This is a genomic window from Flavobacterium calami (assembly GCF_038290035.1).
GTDB lineage: Bacteria > Bacteroidota > Bacteroidia > Flavobacteriales > Flavobacteriaceae > Flavobacterium > Flavobacterium calami.
The window spans coordinates 117111-142822 of sequence record NZ_JBBYHS010000006.1; the positions used below are offsets into that span (position 1 = coordinate 117111).

Below are 25712 nucleotides of genomic sequence, written 5' to 3' on the forward strand. Positions count from 1 at the left end.
ATTAAAAATCATTATCATCAGGAATCACGCCTTCATTATTGCTTTTCTGTTGTGGCTTTTTTTCTTCTTCATTTTTCTTTTCCTCAGATTTATTTTTCTCAGCCTCTTTTTTCTTATTCGTAAAATTTAAATAATCAGGATTCAGATTAGAATCTGGTATATCATTAGAACTCTTGGTTACTTTTCCTAATTTATGCTTTTTAAATATCTTATTAACCAGTTCGCTGAAGGTATCAAAATCGACTTCATACGAAATACCAACTCCCTGTGTATATCCAATACCCTGACCTATATAATTAATGTCATTTTCTTTATTAAACAAACGCAAATTAGCGGTACCATCTTCATTAATACGATATTGCACTTCAATATCACCTACAATTGCCGATTCGTTTATTCCTCCTACAGGCACTCCTACTTTTCCATTAATTGTAATACGTTCATTAACCTGAGAAGAAACAGTTGCAACAACCTGACCATCTGCCTCCTGGCCTATACGCCTGTCTGCAGAAACATAATTAAAACCAACATTAATTTTATCATTATCAGATTGAATTATTCCTCCTAATAAACTCATAGCAGTTTCAGATAGAGTTCCCGAAAAATCCCCCTGACTAAAGCCATCTGTACTCATAAAAGAACCCGTTGATAATAAATATAAGGCCTGAGTCTGACGAATATCTTTATCATCCAGTTTGTATTGTATCTCAGATTTCAAAACACTGCTTACTGAAGGAAACTGAATATCAAAATTAGGTTCAGGACTTGTTAAATCCCCTCTTAAACCAATCACAACCTCTACCGGCACTTTTTTATTGAAAGAGGAATTTTCTAATAAAACAGCCGGATTTGCAATTGTCCTGTATACAGCTTCTAAATTTAATTGTGCTTTCATTGGGTTTCCTTCCCATATAATCGATCCGCCTTTTCTAACAGCAAACTTTTTATCTACCAAGCCACCGTATTTAAAGTTATAAGTTCCTTCATAAGCCTGAAAATCTCCCCACATATTAAACTTACCAAGGGTATTTATTTTAAACAACAATGAGCCGTGTCCTCTGCCTTTCATACCGTGCCCAGAATCCCTATCCAAAATCACTTCTATTTGTGCGTCTGGTGTAATATCAAAATCAAATTCTAATTCTAATCCATTATAATCTCTTGTTCGTTCTACAATTCCTTTAGACAAATTAAATTTTTCTTTAGGAGTAACAAAATGGATGAAATTTTTATCTCCGTCACTTTGAACATTACTAATTGGTATTTTTATCTCCGTCCCTTTTTCTGATTTTGCATCTACTTTGATAAACAAAGCTTCAGTCGGACCTTTTATACTTGCAGTTCCATTGATAAATGCTGTCCCGAAATAAGCTGCATCTTCGCTGTCTTTTGTATCTAAAGCAAGTAATCGTTTTGAAGTTATCGTTAAATCTAATTTCCAGTCTCCGAAATTCTTATGTTCAATCGTACCATTTAACAAGCCTTTGGTCTTATATTCAGTGTCTGTTAACTGATTATTCCTAAACAAAAACTTTTCATCTGTCAAATCAATAACAGTTCGGTTATTTAACTCATAATCTGTATTCAGATAAGTAACTGTCATTCCTGCCTTTTCAACATAAAGTCTTCCATTGATTTCAGGCTTTTTAAGATTTCCGACAATTGCGGCATTACCAGACACACTTCCTCTTATATTCGACAAAACATCACCTCCAATTGTACTTAATGCTGCCAAATTGAAATTTTCAAGCTTTAGACTTAAATCAAGAAAAGTCTCTTTATTCTGAATTGCAAAACTTCCTTCTGCTTTAAAAGATTCAGCAAAATTATTTTCAATTGATGAATTAATAGTAAACTTTTTAAATGTTTCATCGCCTGAAATATCAAACTTTAAAGTGCCTAAATCTATTTTGTTCAGATTCAGATCATCAATTTCAATTGTAGCGGTAGGCTGATAAACGTTTTTATTTTGTTTAAAATTTACATTCCCGTTCAGATTACCATTGACAACAAACTTTTTATTTAAAGGAGTTATTTTATTAATATCAACATCCTCAAAATTCATTACCAAATCTTTATAATCTGTTCCTTTTATAACTCCATTTAAATCTATTTTTTGATTTTCATGCGACAGTACAATGTTGTCAATATTGAAATTTTTAAATTTCTGATCAAAAACCACCTTATTATCATCTTCTTCGTCTTCATTTAGATACCACAGGTAGTCCTTAAATTTTATTTCAGATTTATGAATTCCTACAATATTATTTTTGGTTTTATCAATAGTATGATATAAGTTCAGATTGAAATAATCCTCTCCCTTGTTCCCGCCTTTAAACTCAGAACGAACAAATAATGTATCCTTTGATGTTACATTTATCAGGTTGAAATCGCGGATTTTATAATATGGTGTTTTTATACTATCAAGTTCTATAAATGCATTATACAACGGATTTTTATTATCAATATTAATCCTGATGTTATCAAATGTATTTTTTGCAGCTGTTATTTTTTTAGAATTAAATCTAAACTTGAATTCATGTTTGTCAGCATCAATTCTTCCACGGAGAACAGTACTAGAATCAATTTCAATATTGGGATATAACATTTCGACCACCTTATTATAAACATGGAAATTGAAACGCAAGAATTGTCCTTTTTTTACCTTGTAAGGTTTATAATTTGTATAAAGGCTTCCTACTGAATTCATAACAAGTTTACCGAGTTGGTCAAACTGAAATTTACCCACAATTTTTCCGTTTACAACATCTGTCGAATTTACCGTTATAGTTCGCAATCTGTCCGAATCAAAACTCGAATTTACCGTTACTTCATCAAAAACGTAAGTTGATTTTGGATTTTGGTAGACAGCATCTTTGATATAGATATTGCCATGAAGATTTTGAAGAGAATTACCACTCAATTCAACAACTGCTTCCCCTGTAAAATTTGAGATTGAATCATTTACAAGTTTTAATTTTCGCAAATCTGAATTTTCTATATTAATATGAAAATCATATTTATTTTCACGATTGCTTAAATCAACCAATCCGTCAAAATTCAAATTCAGATTCGGATCATTAATAGCCACTTTTCCTTTATAGTAAGGCAGTTTAAAATTACCGTTTACAACAATATTATTATAAGTGTATTTATTGTAATCCAGTTTGGCTATATCTCCTTTTATGACTGTGTTTAAATATTTCTTAGAAAAACCGACCCCGTCAACATCTAAATTCAAGGTCGTTTTGCCAATATCTTTTCGCTGTAAAAATGTTCCGATATCAAAATTATTGAGAACAATATTCCCTGAATAGGATGCTTTGTCTATAAAATCAATATTATTCATATGCAGGTCAACTTCCCCATTTCCTAAGTCGGTTGCCATTTTAAACTTCGATTCCAAATCTGTTGTTGACACTTTTATAGCACCAACAATATTGAATTTACCTACTCTTTTAAGTTCCTTCGGAAGGCTTTTCCCTAAAACACCTGGCAGTAAAACCACTAAATTATCATAGCTCGCAACCAGTTTATCAAATTTTCCATCCATAGAAAACTTTTGAGTTTTGCTTCCTAAAAGATTTTTAAAATTGATGTTCCCAACAATCCTTGTTCCGTTTGTATCGCTCAGTCTTAAGCGTTTCAGATTAAGATTATTCAAAGGTCCCTCAATTTTGGTTTTAACTTTAAAATGCTGATTTTTTCCTAAACCATCATAAAAATAACGAATATCGTTTGAAGCTAATGAAGCAGAATCCAAGGCCACATCAAACCTAACTTTATCGGTAAATTCTAAAAAATCTTTGACCTTATAATTTAAAATAGCTTTTCCATAAATGGTAGATCTTTTGGTTGTAATCGCTAAATTTTCGAGTTTTATCTGTTTTTTGGTGTAACTAAACTTTGAACTCAGATTCGACACGTACAAACCTCTGTGATCTAAGAAAGAGAATCTATGAATATTAGTATTTATTTCAGAACCATATATTTTAAAATCACTGATATAAGTGTTCAGCTTTTTAAAATCTATAATCTTCGGAGTCCTTTTATTTTCGTCAATTGCAGAAAATGAACCCTGAGAGATGTAAGCATTTTTAGCTGTTAAAAGAAAATGTTTACTTGATTTTGTGGGCTTTCCCGATTCAAATAGGCGTATAAAAACGTTAATATTATTTTCGTCTTCATTTTTATAAGTTTTCAGGTTAAAAATCAGCCCCGTCAGCCGGACATCTCCAAAAATCAAGTCACCGTCTATCAATCTGGTCACACTTAAAACATCGGTGGTAATAATATCCGAATAAATTAAAGTTTTTTTGTGATGGTCTAAAATCAGTACTTTTTTGAGTTTAACACCCCCAAAAATATTTATAGCGACCTTGTCTATACTGATATTCGTTTTAAAATCGGTATTTAGTGTTTCGGTAATATATTTTGCAATTTTGGTCTGTACAACTGGCAATGACAAAACTATCACAAGTAAAAACAATAGTAAAAGTAACCCAATTAGGGTTTTGGATACTACTCTCTGTACTTTTTTGATTGCTGTTTTAATTTTAGTTTCTTTTAAATTTATTTTGAACAGACAAAGAACGACTGTTTTGATAAAATTTCTTTAATTTTGACACCTTCTTTACAATCAAAGAAAGTTTAAAATTTGATTTGTCAAATATAATTCAAAATTTGTGCCTTTATATGCAAAATTCAGAGGTTTTTATTCTTGCCATTGAAAGTTCTTGTGATGATACTGCTGCTGCAGTTTTACATAACGACAAAGTATTATCAAATGTTGTAGCAAATCAGTTAATTCACAATCAATACGGAGGTGTCGTTCCGGAACTTGCTTCAAGGGCTCATCAGCAGAATATTGTACCAGTAATTGATGCTGCACTTCGAAAAGCAAATGTACAAAAAGAACAGCTAAGCGCCATTGCTTTTACCCAGGGACCAGGTCTCATGGGCTCACTGCTGGTTGGGAGTTCTTTTGGAAAATCTTTATCATTAGCTTTAAATATTCCGCTAATTGCTGTAAACCACATGCACGCTCATATTTTGGCGCATTTTATTGACGAAGAAGGATTTGACAAACCTGAATTTCCTTTTTTGGCACTAACAATAAGCGGCGGACATACACAAATTGTAAAAGTCAACGGCTTTTTTGATATGGAAATCATAGGTGAAACCACCGACGATGCCGTAGGAGAAGCATTTGACAAAAGTGCTAAAATTCTTGGGCTTCCGTATCCTGGCGGACCATTGATTGACAAATATGCTAAAGAAGGAAACCCGAAAGCTTTTCCGTTTACAAAACCAAAAGTTCCGGGATTAGATTTTAGTTTCTCAGGACTAAAAACAGCTATTTTATATTTTATTCAAAAAAACAAACAGGAAAATCCAAATTTTATCGAAGAAAACCTGAATGACATCTGTGCTTCTATTCAGCATACTATTATCGAAATTTTGATGGACAAGATTAAACTGGCGGTAAAAGAAACCGGAATCAAACAAATTGCCATTGGCGGAGGAGTTTCAGCAAATTCCGGAATTCGAAATACATTGAAAGAAACCGAAAGCAAATACGGCTGGAAAACTTTTATTCCGAAATTTGAATATACAACAGACAATGCTGCAATGATCGGGATTGTTGGGTATCAAAAATATTTATCAAAACGTTTCGAAGATGCTTCAGTAGTATCAAAAGCACGAATTCAATTTTAAGCCATGCAGTTATTTTTCAATCCGAATATAGACGAAACAACCGAAAGCTTTTCTTTTGACAAGGAAGAAAGCCGGCATATCATTAAAGTTTTACGAAAAAAAGATTCAGATATTCTGCATGTAACCAATGGCTTCGGATTATTATTTGAAACACAGATTACTCTGGCTTCAGATAATAAATGTACGGTTGAAGTACTTTCTATAAAAAATGCAGAAAAACCTAAATTTCATTTACATCTGGCCGTTGCGCCAACTAAAATGAATGATCGTTTTGAATGGTTTCTGGAGAAAGCCACAGAAATTGGTATTCAGGAAATTACACCTCTTTTCTGTGATCGTTCAGAACGAAAAGTAATCAATAAAGACCGGTTCGAAAAAATCATTTTATCGGCAATGAAACAATGCAACGAGACTTTTCTGCCAAAATTAAACGAAGCGGTTTCGTTTAAGGAATTAATCAAACAGCAGCATAATGGCTTACAATTGATTGCACATTGCGAAGAAACCGATAAAAAATCACTAAAACAGGTTTTAAAACCAAATGAAAGTGTAACAATTTTGATTGGCCCTGAAGGCGATTTTTCTGAAAAAGAAATTGCTCTGGCGTTAGAGAATAATTACAAACCTGTAACTTTAGGAAATACACGTTTAAGAACAGAAACAGCTGCCGTTGTAGCTTGTCATAGTGTAGTTTTCTTTAATGAAATTTCAAATTAAATACAATGTTGTCTCATTTCGACGAAGGAGAAATTACACTCGTTTATCGACACAGATTGGCAAAATACTTTGTCTATGAAAAAAATATTTTACTTATTATTTCTAATTTCCATTTCTTCGTTTTCGCAAGAAATCGCTTTACTTAAATACAATGGTGGTGGTGACTGGTACGCAAATCCTACTTCGCTGCCTAACTTAATCCGGTTTTGTAATTCAAACATTCATACACAGATAAAAGCCAAACCTTCTACCGTAGAACCAGGAAATTCTGATTTGCTCTCCTACCCTTTTGTACACATGACCGGGCATGGAAACGTAGTTTTTAGCGATTCTGATATAACAAATCTTAGAAATTATCTTAACGGAGGCGGTTTTCTTCATATTGATGACAATTACGGAATGGATCAATACATTCGAAAAGAAATCAAAAAAATATTTCCAAATAATAATTTAGTCGAAATTCCGGCCAATCATCCTATTTTTCAGAAACCATTTCCTTTTCCAAACGGATTGCCTAAAATTCATGAACATGATGCCAAAAGACCTCAGGCTTTTGGAGTTTTTGTAGAAAATAAACTGGTTTTGCTTTATACTTACGAATGTGATTTAGGCGATGGCTGGGAAGATGCCGAAGTTAATAACGACCCGCTTGAAGTACGTCAAAAAGCACTAAAAATGGGTGCTAACATCATTAATTATATTTTCACCAATTAATTCTAAAAAGTGCAGCTTACCCACGAAGAAAATCAATTTGAAAGAAAAACATTTCCAATAACCCTTGTCTGTGATCATATCTACTTTCAGCAAAATATTGGTTCGCTTTTCAGAGCGGGTGAAGCTTTTGGTGTAGAAAAAATTATTTTTTTAGGAAAAGATATTCCGCTAACTCCCCGAAAAATAAACAAAACTTCAAGAAGTACCCATCTTCGTGTTCCTTATTCTGTTATTGAAGAAACAACAGAACTAATTGATTATTTAACTCAAAATGATTTTGAAATTATTGCTTTAGAAATTACAAGCAACAGCAAACCTCTAAAAGAAGTTATTATTCCTGAAAATAAAAAAATTGCACTACTGACTGGTAGTGAAATTGATGGAATTTCAAAGGAACTCTTAAAAATTTCAAATCAAATTGTTCACATTAATATGTTTGGAAACAACAGCAGTATGAACGTTGTACAGGCCACAAGTATAGCTTTGTACGAATTAACTTCTTAATTTTAAATTTAACATTTTTATAGGAAGTAGACTACACAAGGGTTTGTAAAATTCTGATAAATAAATTATTGCAAAAATTTGTTTGAATTTATTTTTTGTTATAAAATTGTGTTATCATTTAATTATTAACCAATTTTATAACAAAAACCCCTTTTATCATGAAAAAAATTCTTTTATCTACAGTTGCAGCGCTAATGCTGTTTTCTTGTCAAAATGAACAAACAGAATCATCAGATTCAAATTTGAATATATCTGCGAGACGTGCATGTGCAACACAGGAAGTTTTTGAGGCACAACTAAAAGCTAATCCGGCTTTAGCTCTAAAAATGAACGAAATTGAAGCTTTCACAGCAAAACATTCTCTTAGCAATTTTACAGGTCGTTTAGTTAACGGTAAAATCCAAATCCCGGTTGTAGTAAATGTTTTGTACAGGACAGCTGCACAAAACATTTCTAACGCTCAGATTCAATCGCAAATTGATATTCTAAACAAAGATTTTAATGCCTTAAATTCAGATTACAACAGTGTTCCCGCACTCTTTTCGGGTGTTAAAGCTAATATTGGAATTACGTTCGTTCTGGATCAGGTAATCAGAAAATCTACTACCAAAACTTCATGGGGTACAAATGATGCCATGAAAAAAACGGCTCAGGGAGGTCTGGCTCCCACTTCTCCAACAACTAAATTAAATATTTGGACTTGTAATATTGGAAACGGAATTTTAGGATATGCACAATTTCCGGGAGGTTCTTCTACAACAGACGGAGTGGTTATTGATCCAAGATACTTTGGGCTATCAGGTGCCGCAAACGCCCCGTTTAATTTAGGAAGAACAGCAACTCATGAAGTGGGACACTGGATGAATTTACGCCATATCTGGGGTGATGCAACATGCGGAAGCGATTTAGTTGCAGATACACCTACTCACAATGAAGAAAATTACGGTGTTCCTGCATATCCTCATTACAGTACCTGTTCCGGAAACCCTGTTGAAATGACAATGAACTATATGGATTATGTTGATGACAATGCTATGTATATGTTTACATTAGGTCAAAAAAACAGAATATCGGCAATATTTACAGCCAATGGTGCAAGAGCATCGTTTGCACAATAAAAAAAAATCAAAAACACAACAGAGAAGCGGGATAAACGATATCCCGCTTTTTTTGTTTGTCGATAAATTATAAAAAGCTTTTCCTATATTTATAGTCAAAAATCAAATCTATGGTGACATCAAAAATTATTTCAAATGGAATTTTAAGAGCTCTTGCAACAATTCTGGTTATTGGGGCAATTATATATTTTTTATATGAAATACAAACTGTGATTGTATATTTGTGTATTTCCCTGATATTATGCCTGATTGCCAATCCTTTAGTGCTCTTTTTAAAAAACAAATTAAAATTCAGTAATTCACTGGCAGCAGCCACTACAATTGTGATTTTCATTTTCTCAATTGTTGGCTTTATATTATTGTTTGTTCCTTTGATTATTTCACAGGCTAACAATTTAGCTCTTTTAGACACAGATCATCTTCAGTCACAATTTATAGAAACCGAAAGAAGTATTGAAAATTATTTTAATATTCAGCATGTAGATTTAAAAAAAGTGCTGAATGACTCAAAACTTACCTCTGCAATTGATTTCAACTATTTCACAAGTTTCATAAACTCTATTATGAATTTTATGGGTAGTATGGGAATGGGGCTGGTTTCTGTATTCTTTATTACATTTTTCTTCATCAAAGACCAGGAAATATTTAAAACAGGTGCCAGAAGAATCCTTCCGGACACCAATGAAGACAAAATTATAAATTCGATTACTAAAATCAATCATTTGTTAACCCGTTATTTTATTGGTTTATTACTGCAATTAACTGTAGTCTTTATTCTATATTTGATTGTTTTGATTATTTTCGGAAATAAAAATGCTTTTGTAATTGCCTTTTTATGTGCTATTTTGAATATCATTCCATACATCGGTCCGATTATCGGAACCGTTCTGGCAGCAATATTAACTATGATTAGTCTGATTGGAAGTGATTTTCAGTCCGAAATTTTACCAACAACAATATACGTTGTCATTGGTTTTCTGCTCGTTCAGGCTATCGACAATAATATTAGCCAGCCTATAATTTCATCAAAAAGTGTAAATTCGCACCCGCTGGAAATATTCCTTATTACTTTAATTAGCGGAATTACTTTCGGGATTGTCGGCATGATTATAGCGATTCCGGTTTATACGATGCTAAAAGTAATCCTGAAAGAATTTTTTCCAGACAATAAAATTGTTTCCGTCATAACAGAAAAAATTTAGCATTGAACACTTCAATTTTAAACAAAAACATACAAGATTTTATATCTCAAAATACAGGTGCTTCGATTACAAAATTAGCGCTTCAGAAAAATCCTTTTCCAGAAGTTGACTGGATTTTGATTCTAAATCAAATTGAAGCCCGAACGAAAGCTAAGGAAAAATTACCTACGTGGTTTTTATCACAAAATATCATTTATCCTAGCAAGGTTTCAGTAGAACAGACATCTTCTGAGAAAACAGCAGCATACAAAGCTTCGTTAATTGAAGGGAAATCAATAATTGATCTTACCGGAGGTTTTGGTGTGGATGATTATTATTTTTCGAAAAAGTTTGAAGTTGTTGCACACTGCGAAATCAATGAAGAGTTATCTGCCATTGTAAAGCATAATTTTGAGCAGTTACAAGTAGAAAACTGCACTTTTTATACCGCTGACTCAACCGATGTTTTACATAATTTAAACCAAAAATGGGACTGGATTTACATTGATCCTTCCCGTAGAAATGATGCCAAAGGCAAAGTTTTCATGCTAAAAGACTGTCTTCCTAATGTACCTGAATTATTAGATTTTTATTTCGAAAAATCAGATTCTATTTTAATTAAAACTGCGCCTTTACTGGATATTTCTGCTGGTTTATCTGAACTGAAATTCGTTAAAAACATTCATATTGTCGCTTTGGAAAACGAAGTAAAAGAATTGCTTTTTGAAATTCACCATAATTACAAAGGCAGTATTACCATAAAGACAGCCAATATATCGAAAGATAAAACAGAAACCTTTCAATTTATTTTAGGAGATCAAAACGAATATGCCTCTTATGATTTACCGCAAAAATTTCTTTACGAACCTAATTCGGCTATTATGAAATCGGGCGGATTTGATGAAGTTAGTAAAACTTTCCAAATAAATAAACTCCATAAACATTCACATTTATACACTTCGGAAGAACTGATTGATTTCCCGGGAAGATCATTTAAAATTGAAAAAGTGATTTCATACAATAAAAATGAGATGAAAGCTCTTATAAATCAACAGGCTAACATTACAACCCGAAATTTTCCGGAGGCTGTAGAAAACATTCGTAAAAAGTGGAAAATAAAAAATGGTGGAAATCTGTACTGTTTTTTTACAACCGACAAAAATGACAACAAAATAGTTTTAATTTGCAGAAAAATAACTTAAAAATGAAATATTTAATCCCATTCACTTTTTTTCTATTAACCTTTACCTCCTTTGCCCAAAAAGATTGTCAATATAGTACTAATATAAAAGACTCAATCGGTACTTACAAAGTTACCAATGAATATCTGATTAGCGAGAAAAACTTTGGAAATACCTCTAATTATATCTTTTTTTCTTTGGCACAAACTGACGGTCTGCCTACTTTAAATCTACAATCCATTCAAAAAAGCAAGGATTTTATAAAAGCGAATTGTTTTGATAAAAACTCAAAAGTTTTTTTACAACTGCAAAACGGAAAAGTGGTAACTTTAATTCATATCAATCAGGAAAATTGCGGGACACTTCTTCGTGATAAGGACATCAACAATCGAATCAATACAGGAGTTTTTATGTTTATGAAAGATAATTTTGAAGAACTAAAAAAATCTCCTGTTACCATCATGCGAATTAAATATCTGACTGATGTTGTAGATTATATCGTAAGAGGAGAAATTGTATCTGAAATGAACGGAAAAACGTACCATCCTGCTACGTATTTTATAGAAAATATCAGATGTGTGGAATAAATTAATCGCAATTCCATTTTTGGTTGGAAACTTTGTCTTTTAAACCTGTTTTCAGATTATAATGCCACCATTCTGAATCAAAAGAGTTAAAGCCGTTTTTAATCATTATTTTTTTTAGAAACTTTCTGTTTGACAATACCGATTTAGGAAGCTGGACATAATTATGGCTAGCCTTAATTCCGAAGAAATCAAAAGGAGTTCCCATATTGGCTTCTTTTCCGTTAGAATCGACTATAGAAATATCAACGGCTCCTCCTCTGTTGTGGATGGAGCCTTTTTTTGGGTCTGCCACATACTCCGGGTTTGACACAATTTCCCACATTTTTTTCTGAATAGACAAAGGTCTGTAACAATCATATATTTTTATCCTGAAACCTTTTTTCATAAAATCATTATTTGCTGCTATTAAAGCCTTTACGGTTTTTAAACGCAGCAAACATTCGGCACAATCGTATACTTTTGCTTTTAAAAAATTATCCTCGGTAGCATATTTCATATCGTAAATAAAATCAGAACTATAGTCTTTTAAATTTACAAAAGTGGTATCGGCAATAACAGCTTCAGTTTTATAAACCTCATTTTGAGCATTAGAAGAAATTATTCCAAAAAAAGAAATTAGAAAAAATAAGGATTTGTTTAATTGCGACATGAAATAGACTTTAAATTGACTGGACTTTCTTAAAAAAGTAAATATAAGAATAAAAAAAGGCCAAATTTCAATGATTTAAAAACAAAAAGCCGAAAGATTAACTTCCGGCTATGATTGCAAACTATATTTAGAATTAAATCTCTCCTGTTGACAAAATATTCTCCTGAACACCTTTATCTTTCAACATTCGAAAATGGGAGCGTATTGCGTGATAAAAAGGATAAGAAGTATATGGTATTCCATTTTCTTCAGCATACTTCTTAATTATCGGCGTAATATAAGGATAATAAGTATGCCCAACAGCCGGAAACAAATGGTGTGCTACATGATGTGTAAAACCTCCATATAAAAAATTGGCCAGTTTGCTTTCGGTACTAAAATCCTTGGTCACTATCATTTGATGCATCGCCCAGGTAGCTGAAAGGTTTCCGTCGTCATCTGTCCCCGGAAAATGGGCATCTTCGTCTACATGGGTAGATACAAGGGCGACTACTCCTAATGAACTTCCGCAAATATGCATGGCAAACCATGCGGCTAAGACCATATACCAAGGCTGGCTTAAAAGCAGCATCGGAATAAAAAGCATATAAGTAAGATTAAAAATTTTGGCTGCAAATAATTTATAGATTTCCTTTGTCGGTATTTTATCAACCACTTTTTTTACGTAATTATCTTTTGTACCAAAAAAATCTTTAAAATCCCTAATATAAAGCCAGTTCAGGCTATAGAGAGGATATAGCATCCACATATAAATATGCTGATATTTATGGTAGCTAAACAACGGACTGTTTGGAAAAATCCTGATAATATCGCTTTGTTTGATATCTACATCCCAATCCGGAACATTTGGATAAGCATGATGAAGATTAATGTGTCTGCGAGTCCAAAGCCAGTGATTACTCCCAAAAAGTTCCAGTATATACATAAACCGATGATTATGGACTGGTTTTTTGAACAGGGCTCCATGTGCTGCATCATGAAAAGCATTTATAAAAAGTACAATCATGTTAATGCCACACAAAATATAAAAAACAAATAATAAAGGCGTACTGTTTCCAAATAGTAAAATACAGGCGTAAAATAAAAAAAAGAGCATTACAAGTCCAATGGACTTCACAATGTTAAAGCGATACAAAGATGAATTTTGCAAAACAGTTTCGTTTACTTCTGCGCGCAACTTTTTAAAAAAATCATCAGTACCAGCTTTTACATAAACCGGGCGTTTTAATTTTTCCATATTATTTGATTTTGCTGAAATTGTAATATCAAATTTAATAAAAAAAAGTTAAAACACGCATTAACAAAAGGTTACATCGTAAAGAATATTTTAGTATTTTTAAGATTGTACACTCTTTTTTTTTTCGCCTATAAAATAAATTTGGAATTTATGCTAACTCTTTTTTTGAAAATTTTAAGATTCATTTCCTTTTCAAATTGCTATATTTGGCGCACTATCAACAATCATTAGTCTTAAAAAAAAACTATAATTTTCTGCTGCGCTTAATGAATTATACCAGATTCATATATATCGTTCTAATATCGCTGCTCTCTTTTTTCAGAGGCACCGAAACGCATCACCAGTCCATTCCTTTTTCTAATTGCATTGCATTAGACAGCGTTGCTACAGACGACACCATTTCTTCTTCTGATTTTTCTTCTGCTAAAAATCTGAAAGTTCATTATATTATAAAGAAGAAAATAAAATCGAGAGCAACTACTTTAGAACAAAGTACGATAAAAGCTCCTTATTTTAGCAATTTAGTCAACTTCAAGCTTTATAAAAAGAGCTTAATATACGGTATCGCTTCAGTATACCATTTTCAAAGGCATACTTACCTTCATTTGTATCAGCTTTTCTAGGCTTTACAATTTCGTCATTTTTATATAGTTCCAGTTCAAAATTTTTCTGAACGATTCCTCATTTACATTCACCCGGTATCTGAGAGAATTATTATGTAAAAATATTCCCAAAACGGAACTTCTTACACAAAGATTCCGGAAACATTTCTATTTCTAAAAATCCAAATTCATACTCCCTGTATTCAATTTAGCAAGGGAGAATATCTATTTATTCAAAAATTAAACCTAATGAAAACATAAATAAAAATTCATTCCTTTTATGCTTACTGGCGTTATTTGTTTTAGTCTCGTGTGGAGATAAATCAAAAAAGAATTCGAAAAACATAAAAACAGTTCCTGTTTACAAAATCACCTTAAAAGACACGATCGTTGCGAGCAAATTTGTTGCCGATGTACATGCTAAAAACAAAATTCGGTTACAACAGCGTTCAATGAATTAAGCGCTTTACTGCACCGAAACGAAGCTTTTGAAGATGTTCTCAAATACAAATTGAAAGAAATCGATCATCTTGAAATTGCCGTAAATGTCTCAAATGATTTGTATTTGAGCGGTTACGCTAATTACCTCGAAATCATCAATGCGCAAAAAAACAAATTGCAGGCCGAATTGGATTTTGTTGATATTCAGCTTCGAAATGCAAACTCCCAAGTATTGCTGTACAAAGCTTTAGGCGGAGGAATGAATTAGTATTATATGTTGGTCAAAAATGGCTTCTGTTTACAATAGCTCATCACAGAGGCAGTTTTATATCCCATTTCTTTTGGAATGGGATTTTTTTATTAAAGTAACTTCATTTTGCCGTTTTACTTTTTACCTTTATTCTAAAATACTAAAATTCCGTTGATGGATATTTCTAAAATTCTGGATCACATACACCAACTTCCTGAGCTGTCAAAATTGGCTTTGCAAAATAATGTCTCCGAAATTGCTTTCGCAAAAGGACATATTTTACTAAAAGCCAACAAAATAGAATCTAATATTTACTTTATAAAAAAAGGATTAGTTCGTGCTTATGTGGAAAAAGACAATGAAGTTACTTTTTGGTTTGGAAAAGAAGGCGAAACCGTCATTTCGATGAAAAGTTATGTGGAAGACCAGCCGGGATATGAAACGATCGAACTTTTGGAAGACTGCGAATTGTACGAACTCAAAACAGAAAACCTGAGAAAACTCTTCAATGATGATGTTCACATTGCCAATTGGGGACGAAAATTTGCTGAAAAAGAACTGATCAAAACCGAAGAACGTTTGATTTCTAAACAATTCAAAAATGCTTCTGAACGCTATTTGGAATTAATGAAAGACCATCCAGAACTCCTGCAAAGAGTTCAACTAGGTCATATTGCCTCATATTTAGGAATAACCCAAGTCAGTTTAAGCAGAATTCGTGCGGAAATAAAATAACCTGTTAAGAGATATTTTTTTAAAACTCTCCATTTAAATCTGAACAAATCTGCTTTAATCTGTGTAAATCTGCGTGAAAAAATCATAAGCAAAAAGTATTTCACGCAGATTTTAAAAGATTTTAGCAGATCAAATTATATTTTAACTGTTGAAAAAAACTATTTAATCTCGCTTCAACTAACGAATTAAAATAAATTGATTTTTTATCATTTGTTAAATTTTTTCTGCATTTCATAATAGAACTTTGCATCTCAAAATTTAATTATATGAACTGGATTATTTTAATCATCGCTGGTCTATTTGAAGTAGCCTTCGCATCATGTCTTGGAAAAGCAAAAGCCACAACTGGAACCGAAATGTACTATTGGTATATTGGTTTCTTTATATCATTAACGGTAAGTATGCTTTTATTAATGAAAGCCACAGAAACACTTCCGCTGGGAACTGCTTATGCGGTGTGGACAGGAATTGGAGCGGTTGGAACTGTATTGGTTGGTATCTTTGTTTTTAAAGAACCTGCAGCTTTCTGGAGATTGTTTTTCTTGGCAACATTGGTGGGTTCTATCGTTGGGTTAAAGGCCGTTTCTCACTAAAAATATATTTTACGATATCCTCAACTTTGTCAAAGTTTCGAACTTTGACAAAGTTTTTTTGTTTTTAAACACACTGTCACCGCAATCTTGTCATTCCGAGGAACGAGGAATCACACTAGAAACTCCGCACAGAATGTCTCCTATCTTTGTCGAATCCCGCGTGAGATTCCTCGTTCCTCGGAATGACAAACTGTTGACACAAACTGTTGCCTGAACTTTGACAAACTTTCCACTTTAGTTTTGTTTTTTCAGTTTGGAATTTGGAATTTAAAATTTGGAATTTAAATAAACTAATGCAATTCCAGCATCACATGATAAAAAAATAGCATTTTTACACATTATTCTTCAGTGTATCTTTGTCAAAAATTAAAGCTTAAAATTAAAATGACATTCAGCCATTCCATTAAATCTTTTGACGAATTAACTAATCACGAATTATACGACATGCTTCGTTTGAGAAGCGATGTATTTGTAGTCGAACAAAATTGTCCTTATCTGGATTTAGACAATAAAGACCAAAAGAGTTTTCACCTATTATATTATGTGGATAGTGAGTTAGCAGGCGTAACGCGTTTACTTCCGGCCGGATTATCATACAATGAAATTTCTATCGGAAGAGTGGTTATAGCAAGATCTCATCGCGGATTAGGTCTGGGAAGAAAACTAATGGAAGTCTCAATAGAGGCTTGTGAAGAAAAGTTTGGAAAAGTTTCAATCCGCATCAGTGCGCAATATCATTTATCAAAGTTTTATCAATCCTTAGGATTTACAGAACAAGGTGAAGTATATGATGAAGATGGAATTCCGCATATCGGAATGCTCAGACCTTAAAAGTTTACGGAATAATTAATTTTATAACATTGGCCAGCACAGGATTATGATCTTCGGTTCTCCAATTGACATATAAATCGGTTTCCAGCGGTAATTTTATGAATCGTATTCCCGGAATTTCATGAAAAACATACGAATCAGGTAAAATTGCAATTCCGAGTCCTTTTCGAACCAAAGCGATAATCGCTGAACCAAATTCAGAATAAAGATATACTTCGGGAGCATTCTCGAAAGAATTGAATAACCGTCGGATAAGGTCACTGTAACTGCTTCCTTCGTCATTAGTTGGCAAAATAAACTTTTGAGAAGCAAGCGTTTCTTTAGTCAGATCTTCAGGTGTCTGATAGGGATGATCTTCCGGAACTACAATCGCTAAATAATCGGTTTGGATTTTTTTAGACTGAATATCTTTATCTGTATTGATATCTCTGGTAAAAGCCAGATCAATTTTATAATTGCGAAGAAAATCCTGCTGATTCTCGTATAAAACCTGAACCAGTTTGATTTTTAGTTTCGGAAAAGCATCAGAAATACGGGACAAAAATTCGGGCATTGCAGAAGCCGAAATAGAATCAGGATGAGAAATGGTAATGGTACCGCTCTCCCCCAACTGAATCTGGCGGGCAGATTGATGAATAAACTCCAGTTTACTCAATTCTACCTCCCATTTTTCTTTTAGGAACTGGCCAGCGGCAGTGAGTTTGACATTGCGTTTGTTACGTTCAAACAGCTGTACGCCAAGCTTATTCTCAAGAGACTGAATCTGACGGCTCAGTGCTGATTGTGTAATATTCATTTTTCCGGCAGTGTTCCAGAAATGAAGTTCACGGGCCAAAGCCAAAAAATATTTAATCTGCTGTAAATCCATTGATGCAATTTACGCATTTATGAATAACCTAAAGCAGGTTTTAACGCATTAAAAGAAATAAAAAATGAATACACTAAGAATAACTAAAGCCACAACCGATGACGTCTTAAAGCTTCAATCAATTGGCAGACAAACCTTTTCTGAAACCTTCGCCAATGTAAACAGCGAAGAAAACATGAAAAAATATCTGGAAGAAAGCTTTGCAACAGAAAAACTGGCAGCCGAACTGAGCAATCCTTCATCCTATTTCTATTTAGCTGTTTTAGATGAAAAAGTAGTCGGTTATCTGAAACTGAATACCGCTGAAGCACAAACCGAAAAAGAAAATTCAGACGCCTTAGAAATAGAACGAATTTATGTAGCAAAGGAATTTCACGGCAAAAAAGTGGCGCAGGCATTATATGCTAAAGCAGAAGAAATTGCCGAAGAAATAAAAGCCAGCTATATGTGGCTTGGGGTTTGGGAAAAGAATTTCAGGGCAGTACATTTTTATACCAAAAATGGTTTCGTGCAATTTGACACGCACATTTTTAAATTAGGCAACGACGAACAGACCGATTTTATGATGAAAAAAATATTGACTTAAAAATGGAAAGAAAACAGCTTTTATTAATCCTGCTGATTATCGGTACTGCGTTTTGGGGAGTTTCTTATTCGGTTACCAAAATGGCTATTGGCCATTATTCGCTAAACATATTTCTATTTTATCGCTTCCTGCTGGCTGTAGTGGTATTAAGTGTTATTTTTTGGAAATATGTCAAAAAAATCAATCATGAAGCAATCAAAACAGGCTTTTTACTGGCTGTTCCTATGTTTTCAGGCATTCAATTACAGACTACTGCACTTAAATATGCAGATGCGTCACAATGTTCTTTTATTGCGGGGCTTACTGTAATTATTATTCCGATGCTGAAATTAGCTATTTATAAAACCAATACTCCGTTAAAAATCTGGATTGCCGCTTTGACGGCTTTAACCGGCTTGTTTATTATTGCTATAACAGATAAGTTTACCATAAATATGGGCGATTTATTTACTATCGCAGGTGCATTCGCATTTGCAATATATCTCATTTCTGTTGAAAAACAATCGGCTACAAAAAACCTTTTGTATTCTATTGTTCCGATGTTTTCCTTCTGTGCCTTATTTACTTTTTGTCTGGCAATTACCGATCCTCATGCAGAATGGTTTCCTAAAAACGATACTTTCTGGCTTGGTGCGGTTTATTGCGCTTTGTTTTCTACCGCTTTTATGTACACGGTTTCAAACATTTCGCAGCGTTACTTATCAGCCGAACGTGTTGCTGTAATCTATTTATTTGAACCTATATTCGGAGCTATTGGCGCTTTTTTTATTTTAGACGAAAATCTTTCCTGGAAATTACTTTTAGGAGGAACCTTAATTTTTGCAGCCACTATAATTTCTGAAGTAAATTTCGAAACTCAAAAAACAAAACTATTTAGAAAAAATATTTGATTGTGGCATCTTTTCAAAAAAGCTAAAATGATTTAGCCTTCTAAAATTAATTTAATAGTTTTTACAAAACTTCAACACACAAAATTTAGACCCCACAAGACAGCGCTACAATTGAATTTTACCATCGCTACCCTTCTCCACTTCATACGTCTCCAATCACCATTAGATTACAAACTACCTTTCTTTTCTTCCTTACCCTTCAGGGAAGATTATTTTATCTTCCATACTAAATACTAAAAAGTAAATCTGTTCTCTATGCACCTCCACACATAGCGCAATTGATTAAAAATCAAATAATTTAACACAATTTAAGTGATAAAATATAACTTTATTGTAATTTAAATGTTGTAATTTGATTCCTAAATTAAATCCTTATTTACTTTTTTTATCTGTAATTGTTCTATAAAGTTTTTAATAAAAAAGCATAAAAAAATACTTTTTAAAACAAAAAATAGTATTTTTATATCCTAAAATTAAAAGCATGAAATACAATACTCTTAAAGATATTATCAATCTGCTTGAAGAATTTGAGGCAGAAAATTTGAAAACGAAAAGATACTCCAATGATGCTGAAGGATTTAAAAAGTGGACTGCTGTCAACTATAAAAGTGAAGACAGCTTCCAAAACGAACCGTATTGGGAGGGAAAAGAAAATGGACGAAGTGCAGAAAGTGCTATTGCTACTTTAATTGTTCACATGAACAGGTATGGAAGAAGCTATTCAAAATCGGCCATTTTTGGTTCGGATTTTTCGACACAGGAGGATTTTAGTTATCTAATAAATCTTAAAACATTCGGACAAATGACAAAAATGGATTTAATTAAAAAAAACATCCACGAAAAACCTACCGGAATGCAGATCATCAACCGATTGGTCGCTCAGGGCTGGGTCAATCAAACCGATTCGGAAACAGATAAAAGAAGCAAGGTTTTAAAAATTAATAATAAAGGTCTTGAAATATTAGATAATCAGATGAGTAAAATCAGAAAAGCAACTCAAATTGTTTCCGGAGATTTAACGTATAATGAAAAAATGGAGTTAATCAGATTACTCAATAAACTAAATGATTTTCATCAGCCCATTTATAACAAAAACATTGAAACTCAGGATTTATTAAGTGAAGTTTTAAACGAGAAAAAATAATGAAAAAGAAAATAGCCATTATAGGCACAGGGTTTTCGGGCATGTCTGCAGCTGCTTATCTGGCAAAAGAAGGCCATGAAGTTCACCTGTTTGAAAAACACAGCCAGCCGGGCGGAAGAGCCAGACAGTTTACAACAGAACAAGGCTACGTTTTTGATATGGGACCGAGCTGGTACTGGATGCCCGATATTATGGATGATTTTTTTGCTGATTTCGGTTATAAAGTTTCAGATTTCTTCGAGTTGATTTCATTAAATCCACAATTTGAAATGATTTTTTCAGATGAGAAAATCAAAGTTCCTGAAAACTTAGAGGAGCTAAAAGTGTTGTTCGAACAAATTGAAACAGGCGCTGGATTACAATTAGAAAAATTTATGCATTCGGCAAAATTCAAATACGAAACAGGAATGAAAGAATTTGTCCGCAAACCCTGTTACAGCTGGTCCGAATTTGTTTCGCCTAAAATAGCCAAAAGTGCATTAAAATTAGATTTATTAACGAACTTCAGAGATTATACAGCCAAGTATTTTAAAAACCAAAAATTAAGAACGCTGATGGAATTTCCGGTAATATTTCTGGGCGCTTCTCCAAAAAATATACCGGCATTATACAGTTTAATGAATTACGGCGGTTATGCACTGGGCACGCATTATCCTATGGGTGGTTTTTATCAATTAGTTCTTGCAATGAAAAAAGTAGCTGAAAAACAAGGAGCGGTTTTTCATTTTAATCAAACCGTCGAAAAAATAAACACACAGAATGATAAAGTAAACTCTTTGACTATAAACGGAGAAGTACATACCTTTGATACTGTAATTGCCTCCTCAGATTATCATCACACCGAAACACTTTTAGAGGAAAACTATAGAAATTACACAGAAAAATACTGGCAAAAGAGAACATTTGCGCCATCGAGCCTAATTTATTACCTGGGAATTAATGAACCTCTTCCAAACCTAAAACATCACACCCTCTTTTTTGAAAATGATTTAGACGAACATATCGATAGTATATACGGAGATAAAAAATGGCCTGAAAAACCATTATTTTATTCCTGTTGTCCATCAAAAACAGATCCGAAGATCGCTCCAAAAGACAAAGAAAACCTGTTTCTTCTGATGCCTTTGGCTATCGGAATTAACGATGGCGAATCCGTCCGTGAGAAATATCTAAAAGAAATGCTTTCAAGAATTGAAAAACATACAGGCGTAACCGGCTTGCTATCAAAAATTGAATACAAAAAAAGTTATTGCGTCAGTGATTTTATTTCAGATTATAATGCCTATGGAGGCAACGCTTACGGACTGGCAAATACACTTACCCAGACTGCGGTGTTAAAGCCCAAAATACAAAACAAAAAACTTAAAAATTTATTTTACACGGGTCAGTTAACCGTTCCTGGCCCAGGGGTTCCTCCCTCTATCATATCAGGAAAAATTGTGGCGGACGAAATAAACAAACTTAAAAACTAAGTATCATGAAACAGTTATTTGACGAACTTTCTTACTCGGTAAGCAAATTGACAACCCAAAAATACAGTACCAGTTTTTCTTTAGGTATTTTAGCCTTAAAACCTTCTATTCGTTCTGCCATTTATGCTATATATGGTTACGTAAGATTAGCCGATGAAATTGTAGACAGTTTTCACGACTATGACAAAGAAAAACTTCTGAATCGATTAAAAACAGAAACAGAAAACGCTTTACAAGAAGGTATTTCACTCAACCCAATTTTACAATCGTTCCAGCAAACGGTTAATGAGTATCAAATTGAAAAAAAACTGATAGACCAGTTCCTGCATAGTATGGAAATGGATCTGCAAAAAATAGATTACAATTCAGAATTGTATAAAGAATATATTTTTGGCTCAGCAGAAGTAGTTGGTCTTATGTGCCTTCAGGTTTTTACAGAAGGCAACAAGGAAAAATATGATGAGCTGAAACCTTATGCAATGAAACTGGGGTCTGCTTTTCAGAAAATTAATTTTTTAAGAGACCTGAAAGATGATTATCAGATTTTGGGACGAACGTATTTTCCTAATATTGATATGGTTGTATTTGACAATGTTGTAAAAGCTCAAATTGAAAAGGAAATAGAAGAAGAATTCAAAATGGCACTGATCGGAATTAAAAAACTGCCTAATTCTGCTATGTTTGGAGTGTATCTTGCTTACAAATACTATTTGTCTTTATTCAAAAAAATAAAACGCAAATCATACAAAGAAATTCTGAACAGCAGAATTAGGGTTGCAAATTCAGAGAAGGCTGTTGTGGCTTTTAAAAGTTATGTAAGATATAAAGCTGCTTATTTATAATGAAATCTGCGCTGCTATTCGTTATTTTGCTTTTTATAAGTCCAGACTCAACAGGATTGGATGAAATAAGAACGAATTACAATAAGGCGGTATCAGACAAAGCATTATGCGAAAAAATGATTACTGAATTATCCAAAACACAGAACGAATCAACCGATTATCTGGCTTATTTAGGCGGTTTTCAGGCTATTTGGGCAAATCATGTTTTTAGTCCTGTAAGCAAACTCAGTACTTTTAACAAAGGGAAAAAGAACATAGAAAGGGCAATCAAAAAAGAACCGGACAATGCAGAATACAGATTCATAAGACTCTCTATTCAAAAAAATGTTCCTTCAATTTTAGGATATAAATCAAATATAAAAGAAGACACAGAGTTTCTAAAAAGCAATCAAAATCAAATTAAATCACAGATTTTGCAAAAAAACATAGAAGCCCTTTTAAAAAATTAAAGATCAAAAACATTAACATTACAGTTGCATTGACATTTAATTTTTAGTATACTATTTAACAACAAATTAAAAAAATAAATATGCATTTTCTAATAGCATTGGGAACATTCATACTCATGGAAGGCGCAACCTGGATTATTCATAAATACGTCATGCACGGTTTTTTGTGGTATCTGCACAAAGACCATCATGATCATAGCAACGAAGGTGACTTAGAGAAAAACGACTATTTTTTTGTCATATTTGCAACACCAACAATAGCTCTGATGTATTTCGGGTCGTTAGAAAATTTCAATTATTTATTCTTCATCGGCTTAGGCATTATGCTTTACGGAATGGCTTATTTTTTTGTGCATGATATTTTTATACATCAACGAATTAAATACTTAACCCAGACTAAAAACCCTTATTTTCTGGCACTTCGAAGGGCACATAAACAGCATCACAAACACATTAGAAAAGAAGAAGGCGAATGCTTTGGCTTTTTATATGTGCCTGTCAAATATTTCAAAATGTATTTTAATTCCACCAAGAAATGAAGCCCTATACCTATTCTTTGATATTATTTTTTACAGTCATCATCTGTTTTATAGCCTCTTTTGACAAGCGAATTCTTTTCAGCCGATATTTTGGAGCATTTATAAAATCTGCTGTCATTGTCGCAATTCCTTTTATAGCGTGGGATGTCTGGTTTACCTCCCAAGGAGTCTGGTGGTTCAATACCGATTATACCCTCGGAATAATCATAGCCGGATTACCAATTGAAGAATGGCTGTTTTTTATCTGCATTACTTTTTCCTGCGTATTCACTTATTTCTGCATTGATAAATTTTTCAAACTAGACTGGACCAAAGGTTTCAATAACCTTATTGCATTCATTACCCTTATTGTCTGCTCGGTAATTGCCTTGCTGCATAATGACAAAATCTACACACTAGTAACGGCCCTTGCTACAATTACAACCATAATCTTCCTGCATTTTATCGCCAGGACAGACTGGATTGCTAAAGCTTCACTTGTATTTACAATATTAATGCTGGGCTTTTTCCCTGTAAACGGACTATTAACCGGTACAGGATTAGAATCACCAATAGTCAATTATAACCCGAATGCTTTTCTGGGCATCCGAATGCTGACCATACCAATCGAAGATGCTGTTTATGGATACACACAATTTCTTTTGGTACTGTATTTCTTCAAACGATTCAAAAATACTCAGGACGAAAAAAAAACAGCTCAAATCTCACAAACAGATTTGGGCGTGCCACCATCCCGATAAAAAGGGTATTTCCTTTGCGCTTACACCCCTTTTTATCGCGATTCTGTCGGGATATCCGCGCTACTTCGGTAGCTTGCTTCTATCCCTCACGCATCCGTGATACAAAACAAGACTTTTAGAAAATCAAACATTAACATTCCTTAATCCATAATCCCTAACATTTGAACCTGATCCTATTAGTATCAATATCAATAAAAATGTAAGTTGTTAAATAATTTTATGTGCCAGGAGAAGTAATAACATTTTTTCAGCTTGTTCTTATTTATATTCATATGGTTACTAAAATGACATCGACATTCCTAAACCATATTGCTTACCATTATAAATAGGCATAATTACTCCGTTGAGATTTTCCTTTTTTTTGAATATTGTTTTCTTAATCAAAGGATGAACCCAATAGGCTATTTTAGTACTCAAAATTCCTATACCGGCTCCGGCAGCAACATCACTAAACCAATGTCTGTCATTATACATCCTAAAAAATCCAGTTCCAGCAGCAACTACATAACCTGCAACCCCATACCAGACAGATACATCTTTATATTCCTGGTATAAAAACTCAGCTCCCATGAAAGCTGTTGCAGTGTGTCCGGAAGGAAAAGAGTTGTTCGAGGTTCCGTCAGGCCGCATCTCGTTACTCGTGTGTTTTATTATATTGACTGTTGTCCCCATAATTAAATAGGCAGTCCCTAAAATAATAGTGCGGTCTTTGAAATTATTTTTCCCTTTAATCCCTGCTGCATTTAGTGCGTATACGGATAGAAAGGTACTATATTGAGAAAAATCATCAATTGTAAATTTGTTGTCAATATGTTCATTTATTTCGTCTTTAGTGTCAGAATTAATATCCTTCAGTGTATGACTTTCTAGTCCTATAACACCATATGCAATTAGAGTTGTAGGTATAATCAACGCCTCATATTTGAATTTGATATTCCTGTCTGTAACTCTTGTAGTTATACTGTCAGCACTTTTATCTTGTCCAAAAGTGCTGATGGTCCATAGGCTAAATAAAATCAGTATTTTTTTTCCCATTTTTTTTAATTAAACAGAACTATTAATGTCCAGTTATTTCATGATTAGATCTGCAAATATATCGAGATCCTGTTAGAGTAAGTTGTTTT

The 25712-nt window shown here is 33.2% G+C and carries 26 protein-coding genes; 21 read left to right on the forward strand and 5 right to left on the reverse strand.

Features of this window, described 5'->3' with window-relative positions:
• Position 1 precedes the first annotated feature (1 nt).
• A complete protein-coding gene (locus AAEO57_RS06955) occupies positions 2-4468 on the reverse strand; it encodes a translocation/assembly module TamB domain-containing protein (protein WP_341690937.1) in 4467 nt (1488 codons plus the stop codon).
• A gap of 227 nt (positions 4469-4695) precedes the next feature.
• Here AAEO57_RS06955 and tsaD point away from each other — a divergent pair, with 227 nt between their 5' ends.
• From tsaD to AAEO57_RS06995, 8 genes are all read left to right on the forward strand, one after another.
• Complete coding sequence (gene tsaD, locus AAEO57_RS06960) at positions 4696-5718, forward strand: tRNA (adenosine(37)-N6)-threonylcarbamoyltransferase complex transferase subunit TsaD (RefSeq protein WP_341690939.1); 1023 nt, start codon at positions 4696-4698, stop codon at positions 5716-5718.
• A gap of 3 nt (positions 5719-5721) precedes the next feature.
• The gene (locus AAEO57_RS06965; protein ID WP_341690941.1) at positions 5722-6435 is read left to right on the forward strand and encodes a 16S rRNA (uracil(1498)-N(3))-methyltransferase; all 714 of its coding nucleotides are present in this window, start codon (positions 5722-5724) and stop codon (positions 6433-6435) included.
• Between the two features lie 75 nt (positions 6436-6510).
• Positions 6511-7149 (forward strand): DUF4159 domain-containing protein, encoded by a 639-nt coding sequence (locus AAEO57_RS06970; protein ID WP_341690943.1) that lies wholly within the window; start codon positions 6511-6513, stop codon positions 7147-7149.
• Between the two features lie 9 nt (positions 7150-7158).
• Positions 7159-7653: a TrmH family RNA methyltransferase gene (locus AAEO57_RS06975; protein WP_341690945.1), complete on the forward strand. Its 495-nt coding sequence runs from the start codon at positions 7159-7161 to the stop codon at positions 7651-7653.
• A gap of 158 nt (positions 7654-7811) precedes the next feature.
• The gene (locus AAEO57_RS06980; protein WP_341690948.1) at positions 7812-8771 is read left to right on the forward strand and encodes a zinc metalloprotease; all 960 of its coding nucleotides are present in this window, start codon (positions 7812-7814) and stop codon (positions 8769-8771) included.
• Positions 8772-8881: 110 nt separating this feature from the next.
• Positions 8882-9973, forward strand: a complete 1092-nt coding sequence (locus tag AAEO57_RS06985; protein WP_341690950.1) for an AI-2E family transporter — start codon at positions 8882-8884, stop codon at positions 9971-9973.
• Positions 9974-9975: 2 nt separating this feature from the next.
• Positions 9976-11154 (forward strand): class I SAM-dependent methyltransferase, encoded by a 1179-nt coding sequence (locus AAEO57_RS06990; protein WP_341690953.1) that lies wholly within the window; start codon positions 9976-9978, stop codon positions 11152-11154.
• 2 nt (positions 11155-11156) lie between these two features.
• Entirely contained in the window at positions 11157-11720 is a 564-nt protein-coding gene (locus AAEO57_RS06995) for a hypothetical protein (protein ID WP_341690955.1), read from the forward strand.
• Between the two features lies 1 nt (position 11721).
• Here the strand turns inward: AAEO57_RS06995 and AAEO57_RS07000 are convergent, their stop codons facing one another.
• On the reverse strand, positions 11722-12369 hold the full coding sequence (locus AAEO57_RS07000; RefSeq protein WP_341690957.1) for a M15 family metallopeptidase: 648 nt from the start codon (positions 12367-12369) through the stop codon (positions 11722-11724).
• 133 nt (positions 12370-12502) lie between these two features.
• The gene (locus AAEO57_RS07005) at positions 12503-13606 is read right to left on the reverse strand and encodes a fatty acid desaturase family protein (RefSeq protein WP_341690959.1); all 1104 of its coding nucleotides are present in this window, start codon (positions 13604-13606) and stop codon (positions 12503-12505) included.
• A gap of 266 nt (positions 13607-13872) precedes the next feature.
• On the opposite strand from AAEO57_RS07005, the gene AAEO57_RS07010 reads away from it, so the two are divergent.
• The 5 genes from AAEO57_RS07010 (at position 13873) to AAEO57_RS07030 (ending at position 17058) form a co-directional block, all read left to right on the forward strand.
• The gene (locus AAEO57_RS07010; protein ID WP_341690961.1) at positions 13873-14229 is read left to right on the forward strand and encodes a hypothetical protein; all 357 of its coding nucleotides are present in this window, start codon (positions 13873-13875) and stop codon (positions 14227-14229) included.
• 490 nt (positions 14230-14719) lie between these two features.
• Positions 14720-14917 carry a hypothetical protein gene (locus AAEO57_RS07015; RefSeq protein WP_341690963.1) on the forward strand — a complete coding sequence of 66 codons (198 nt, stop codon included), beginning with the start codon at positions 14720-14722 and terminating at the stop codon, positions 14915-14917.
• Between the two features lie 156 nt (positions 14918-15073).
• Complete coding sequence (locus tag AAEO57_RS07020; protein WP_341690965.1) at positions 15074-15634, forward strand: Crp/Fnr family transcriptional regulator; 561 nt, start codon at positions 15074-15076, stop codon at positions 15632-15634.
• Between the two features lie 266 nt (positions 15635-15900).
• Positions 15901-16227: a DMT family transporter gene (locus AAEO57_RS07025; protein ID WP_026728926.1), complete on the forward strand. Its 327-nt coding sequence runs from the start codon at positions 15901-15903 to the stop codon at positions 16225-16227.
• Positions 16228-16611: 384 nt separating this feature from the next.
• Positions 16612-17058 carry a GNAT family N-acetyltransferase gene (locus tag AAEO57_RS07030; RefSeq protein WP_341690972.1) on the forward strand — a complete coding sequence of 149 codons (447 nt, stop codon included), beginning with the start codon at positions 16612-16614 and terminating at the stop codon, positions 17056-17058.
• Positions 17059-17062: 4 nt separating this feature from the next.
• Here AAEO57_RS07030 and AAEO57_RS07035 read toward each other — a convergent pair whose 3' ends face one another.
• The gene (locus AAEO57_RS07035) at positions 17063-17926 is read right to left on the reverse strand and encodes a LysR family transcriptional regulator (protein WP_341690974.1); all 864 of its coding nucleotides are present in this window, start codon (positions 17924-17926) and stop codon (positions 17063-17065) included.
• Positions 17927-17990: 64 nt separating this feature from the next.
• Between AAEO57_RS07035 and AAEO57_RS07040 the strand changes: the two genes are divergently transcribed.
• The 8 genes from AAEO57_RS07040 to AAEO57_RS07075 all read left to right on the forward strand — a co-directional run bounded on the left by AAEO57_RS07040 (position 17991) and on the right by AAEO57_RS07075 (position 24588).
• The gene (locus tag AAEO57_RS07040; RefSeq protein WP_341690976.1) at positions 17991-18512 is read left to right on the forward strand and encodes a GNAT family N-acetyltransferase; all 522 of its coding nucleotides are present in this window, start codon (positions 17991-17993) and stop codon (positions 18510-18512) included.
• A 2-nt stretch (positions 18513-18514) separates the two neighbouring features.
• Positions 18515-19402 (forward strand): DMT family transporter, encoded by an 888-nt coding sequence (locus AAEO57_RS07045; protein ID WP_341690979.1) that lies wholly within the window; start codon positions 18515-18517, stop codon positions 19400-19402.
• A 481-nt stretch (positions 19403-19883) separates the two neighbouring features.
• Complete coding sequence (locus AAEO57_RS07050) at positions 19884-20546, forward strand: MarR family winged helix-turn-helix transcriptional regulator (RefSeq protein WP_341690981.1); 663 nt, start codon at positions 19884-19886, stop codon at positions 20544-20546.
• Complete coding sequence (locus tag AAEO57_RS07055; protein ID WP_341690983.1) at positions 20546-22018, forward strand: phytoene desaturase family protein; 1473 nt, start codon at positions 20546-20548, stop codon at positions 22016-22018. Before AAEO57_RS07050 ends, AAEO57_RS07055 begins: the two co-directional genes overlap by 1 nt.
• A 5-nt stretch (positions 22019-22023) precedes the next feature.
• Positions 22024-22860: a phytoene/squalene synthase family protein gene (locus tag AAEO57_RS07060; protein WP_341690986.1), complete on the forward strand. Its 837-nt coding sequence runs from the start codon at positions 22024-22026 to the stop codon at positions 22858-22860.
• On the forward strand, positions 22860-23309 hold the full coding sequence (locus AAEO57_RS07065) for a hypothetical protein (protein WP_341690988.1): 450 nt from the start codon (positions 22860-22862) through the stop codon (positions 23307-23309). The genes AAEO57_RS07060 and AAEO57_RS07065 overlap by 1 nt, the downstream gene beginning before the upstream one ends.
• An 80-nt stretch (positions 23310-23389) precedes the next feature.
• A complete protein-coding gene (locus tag AAEO57_RS07070; protein ID WP_341690990.1) occupies positions 23390-23848 on the forward strand; it encodes a sterol desaturase family protein in 459 nt (152 codons plus the stop codon).
• Positions 23845-24588 carry a lycopene cyclase domain-containing protein gene (locus AAEO57_RS07075; RefSeq protein ID WP_341690992.1) on the forward strand — a complete coding sequence of 248 codons (744 nt, stop codon included), beginning with the start codon at positions 23845-23847 and terminating at the stop codon, positions 24586-24588. The genes AAEO57_RS07070 and AAEO57_RS07075 overlap by 4 nt, the downstream gene beginning before the upstream one ends.
• A 279-nt stretch (positions 24589-24867) precedes the next feature.
• Here the strand turns inward: AAEO57_RS07075 and AAEO57_RS07080 are convergent, their stop codons facing one another.
• Entirely contained in the window at positions 24868-25623 is a 756-nt protein-coding gene (locus tag AAEO57_RS07080; protein WP_341690994.1) for a phosphatase PAP2 family protein, read from the reverse strand.
• Positions 25624-25712: the final 89 nt, after the last annotated feature.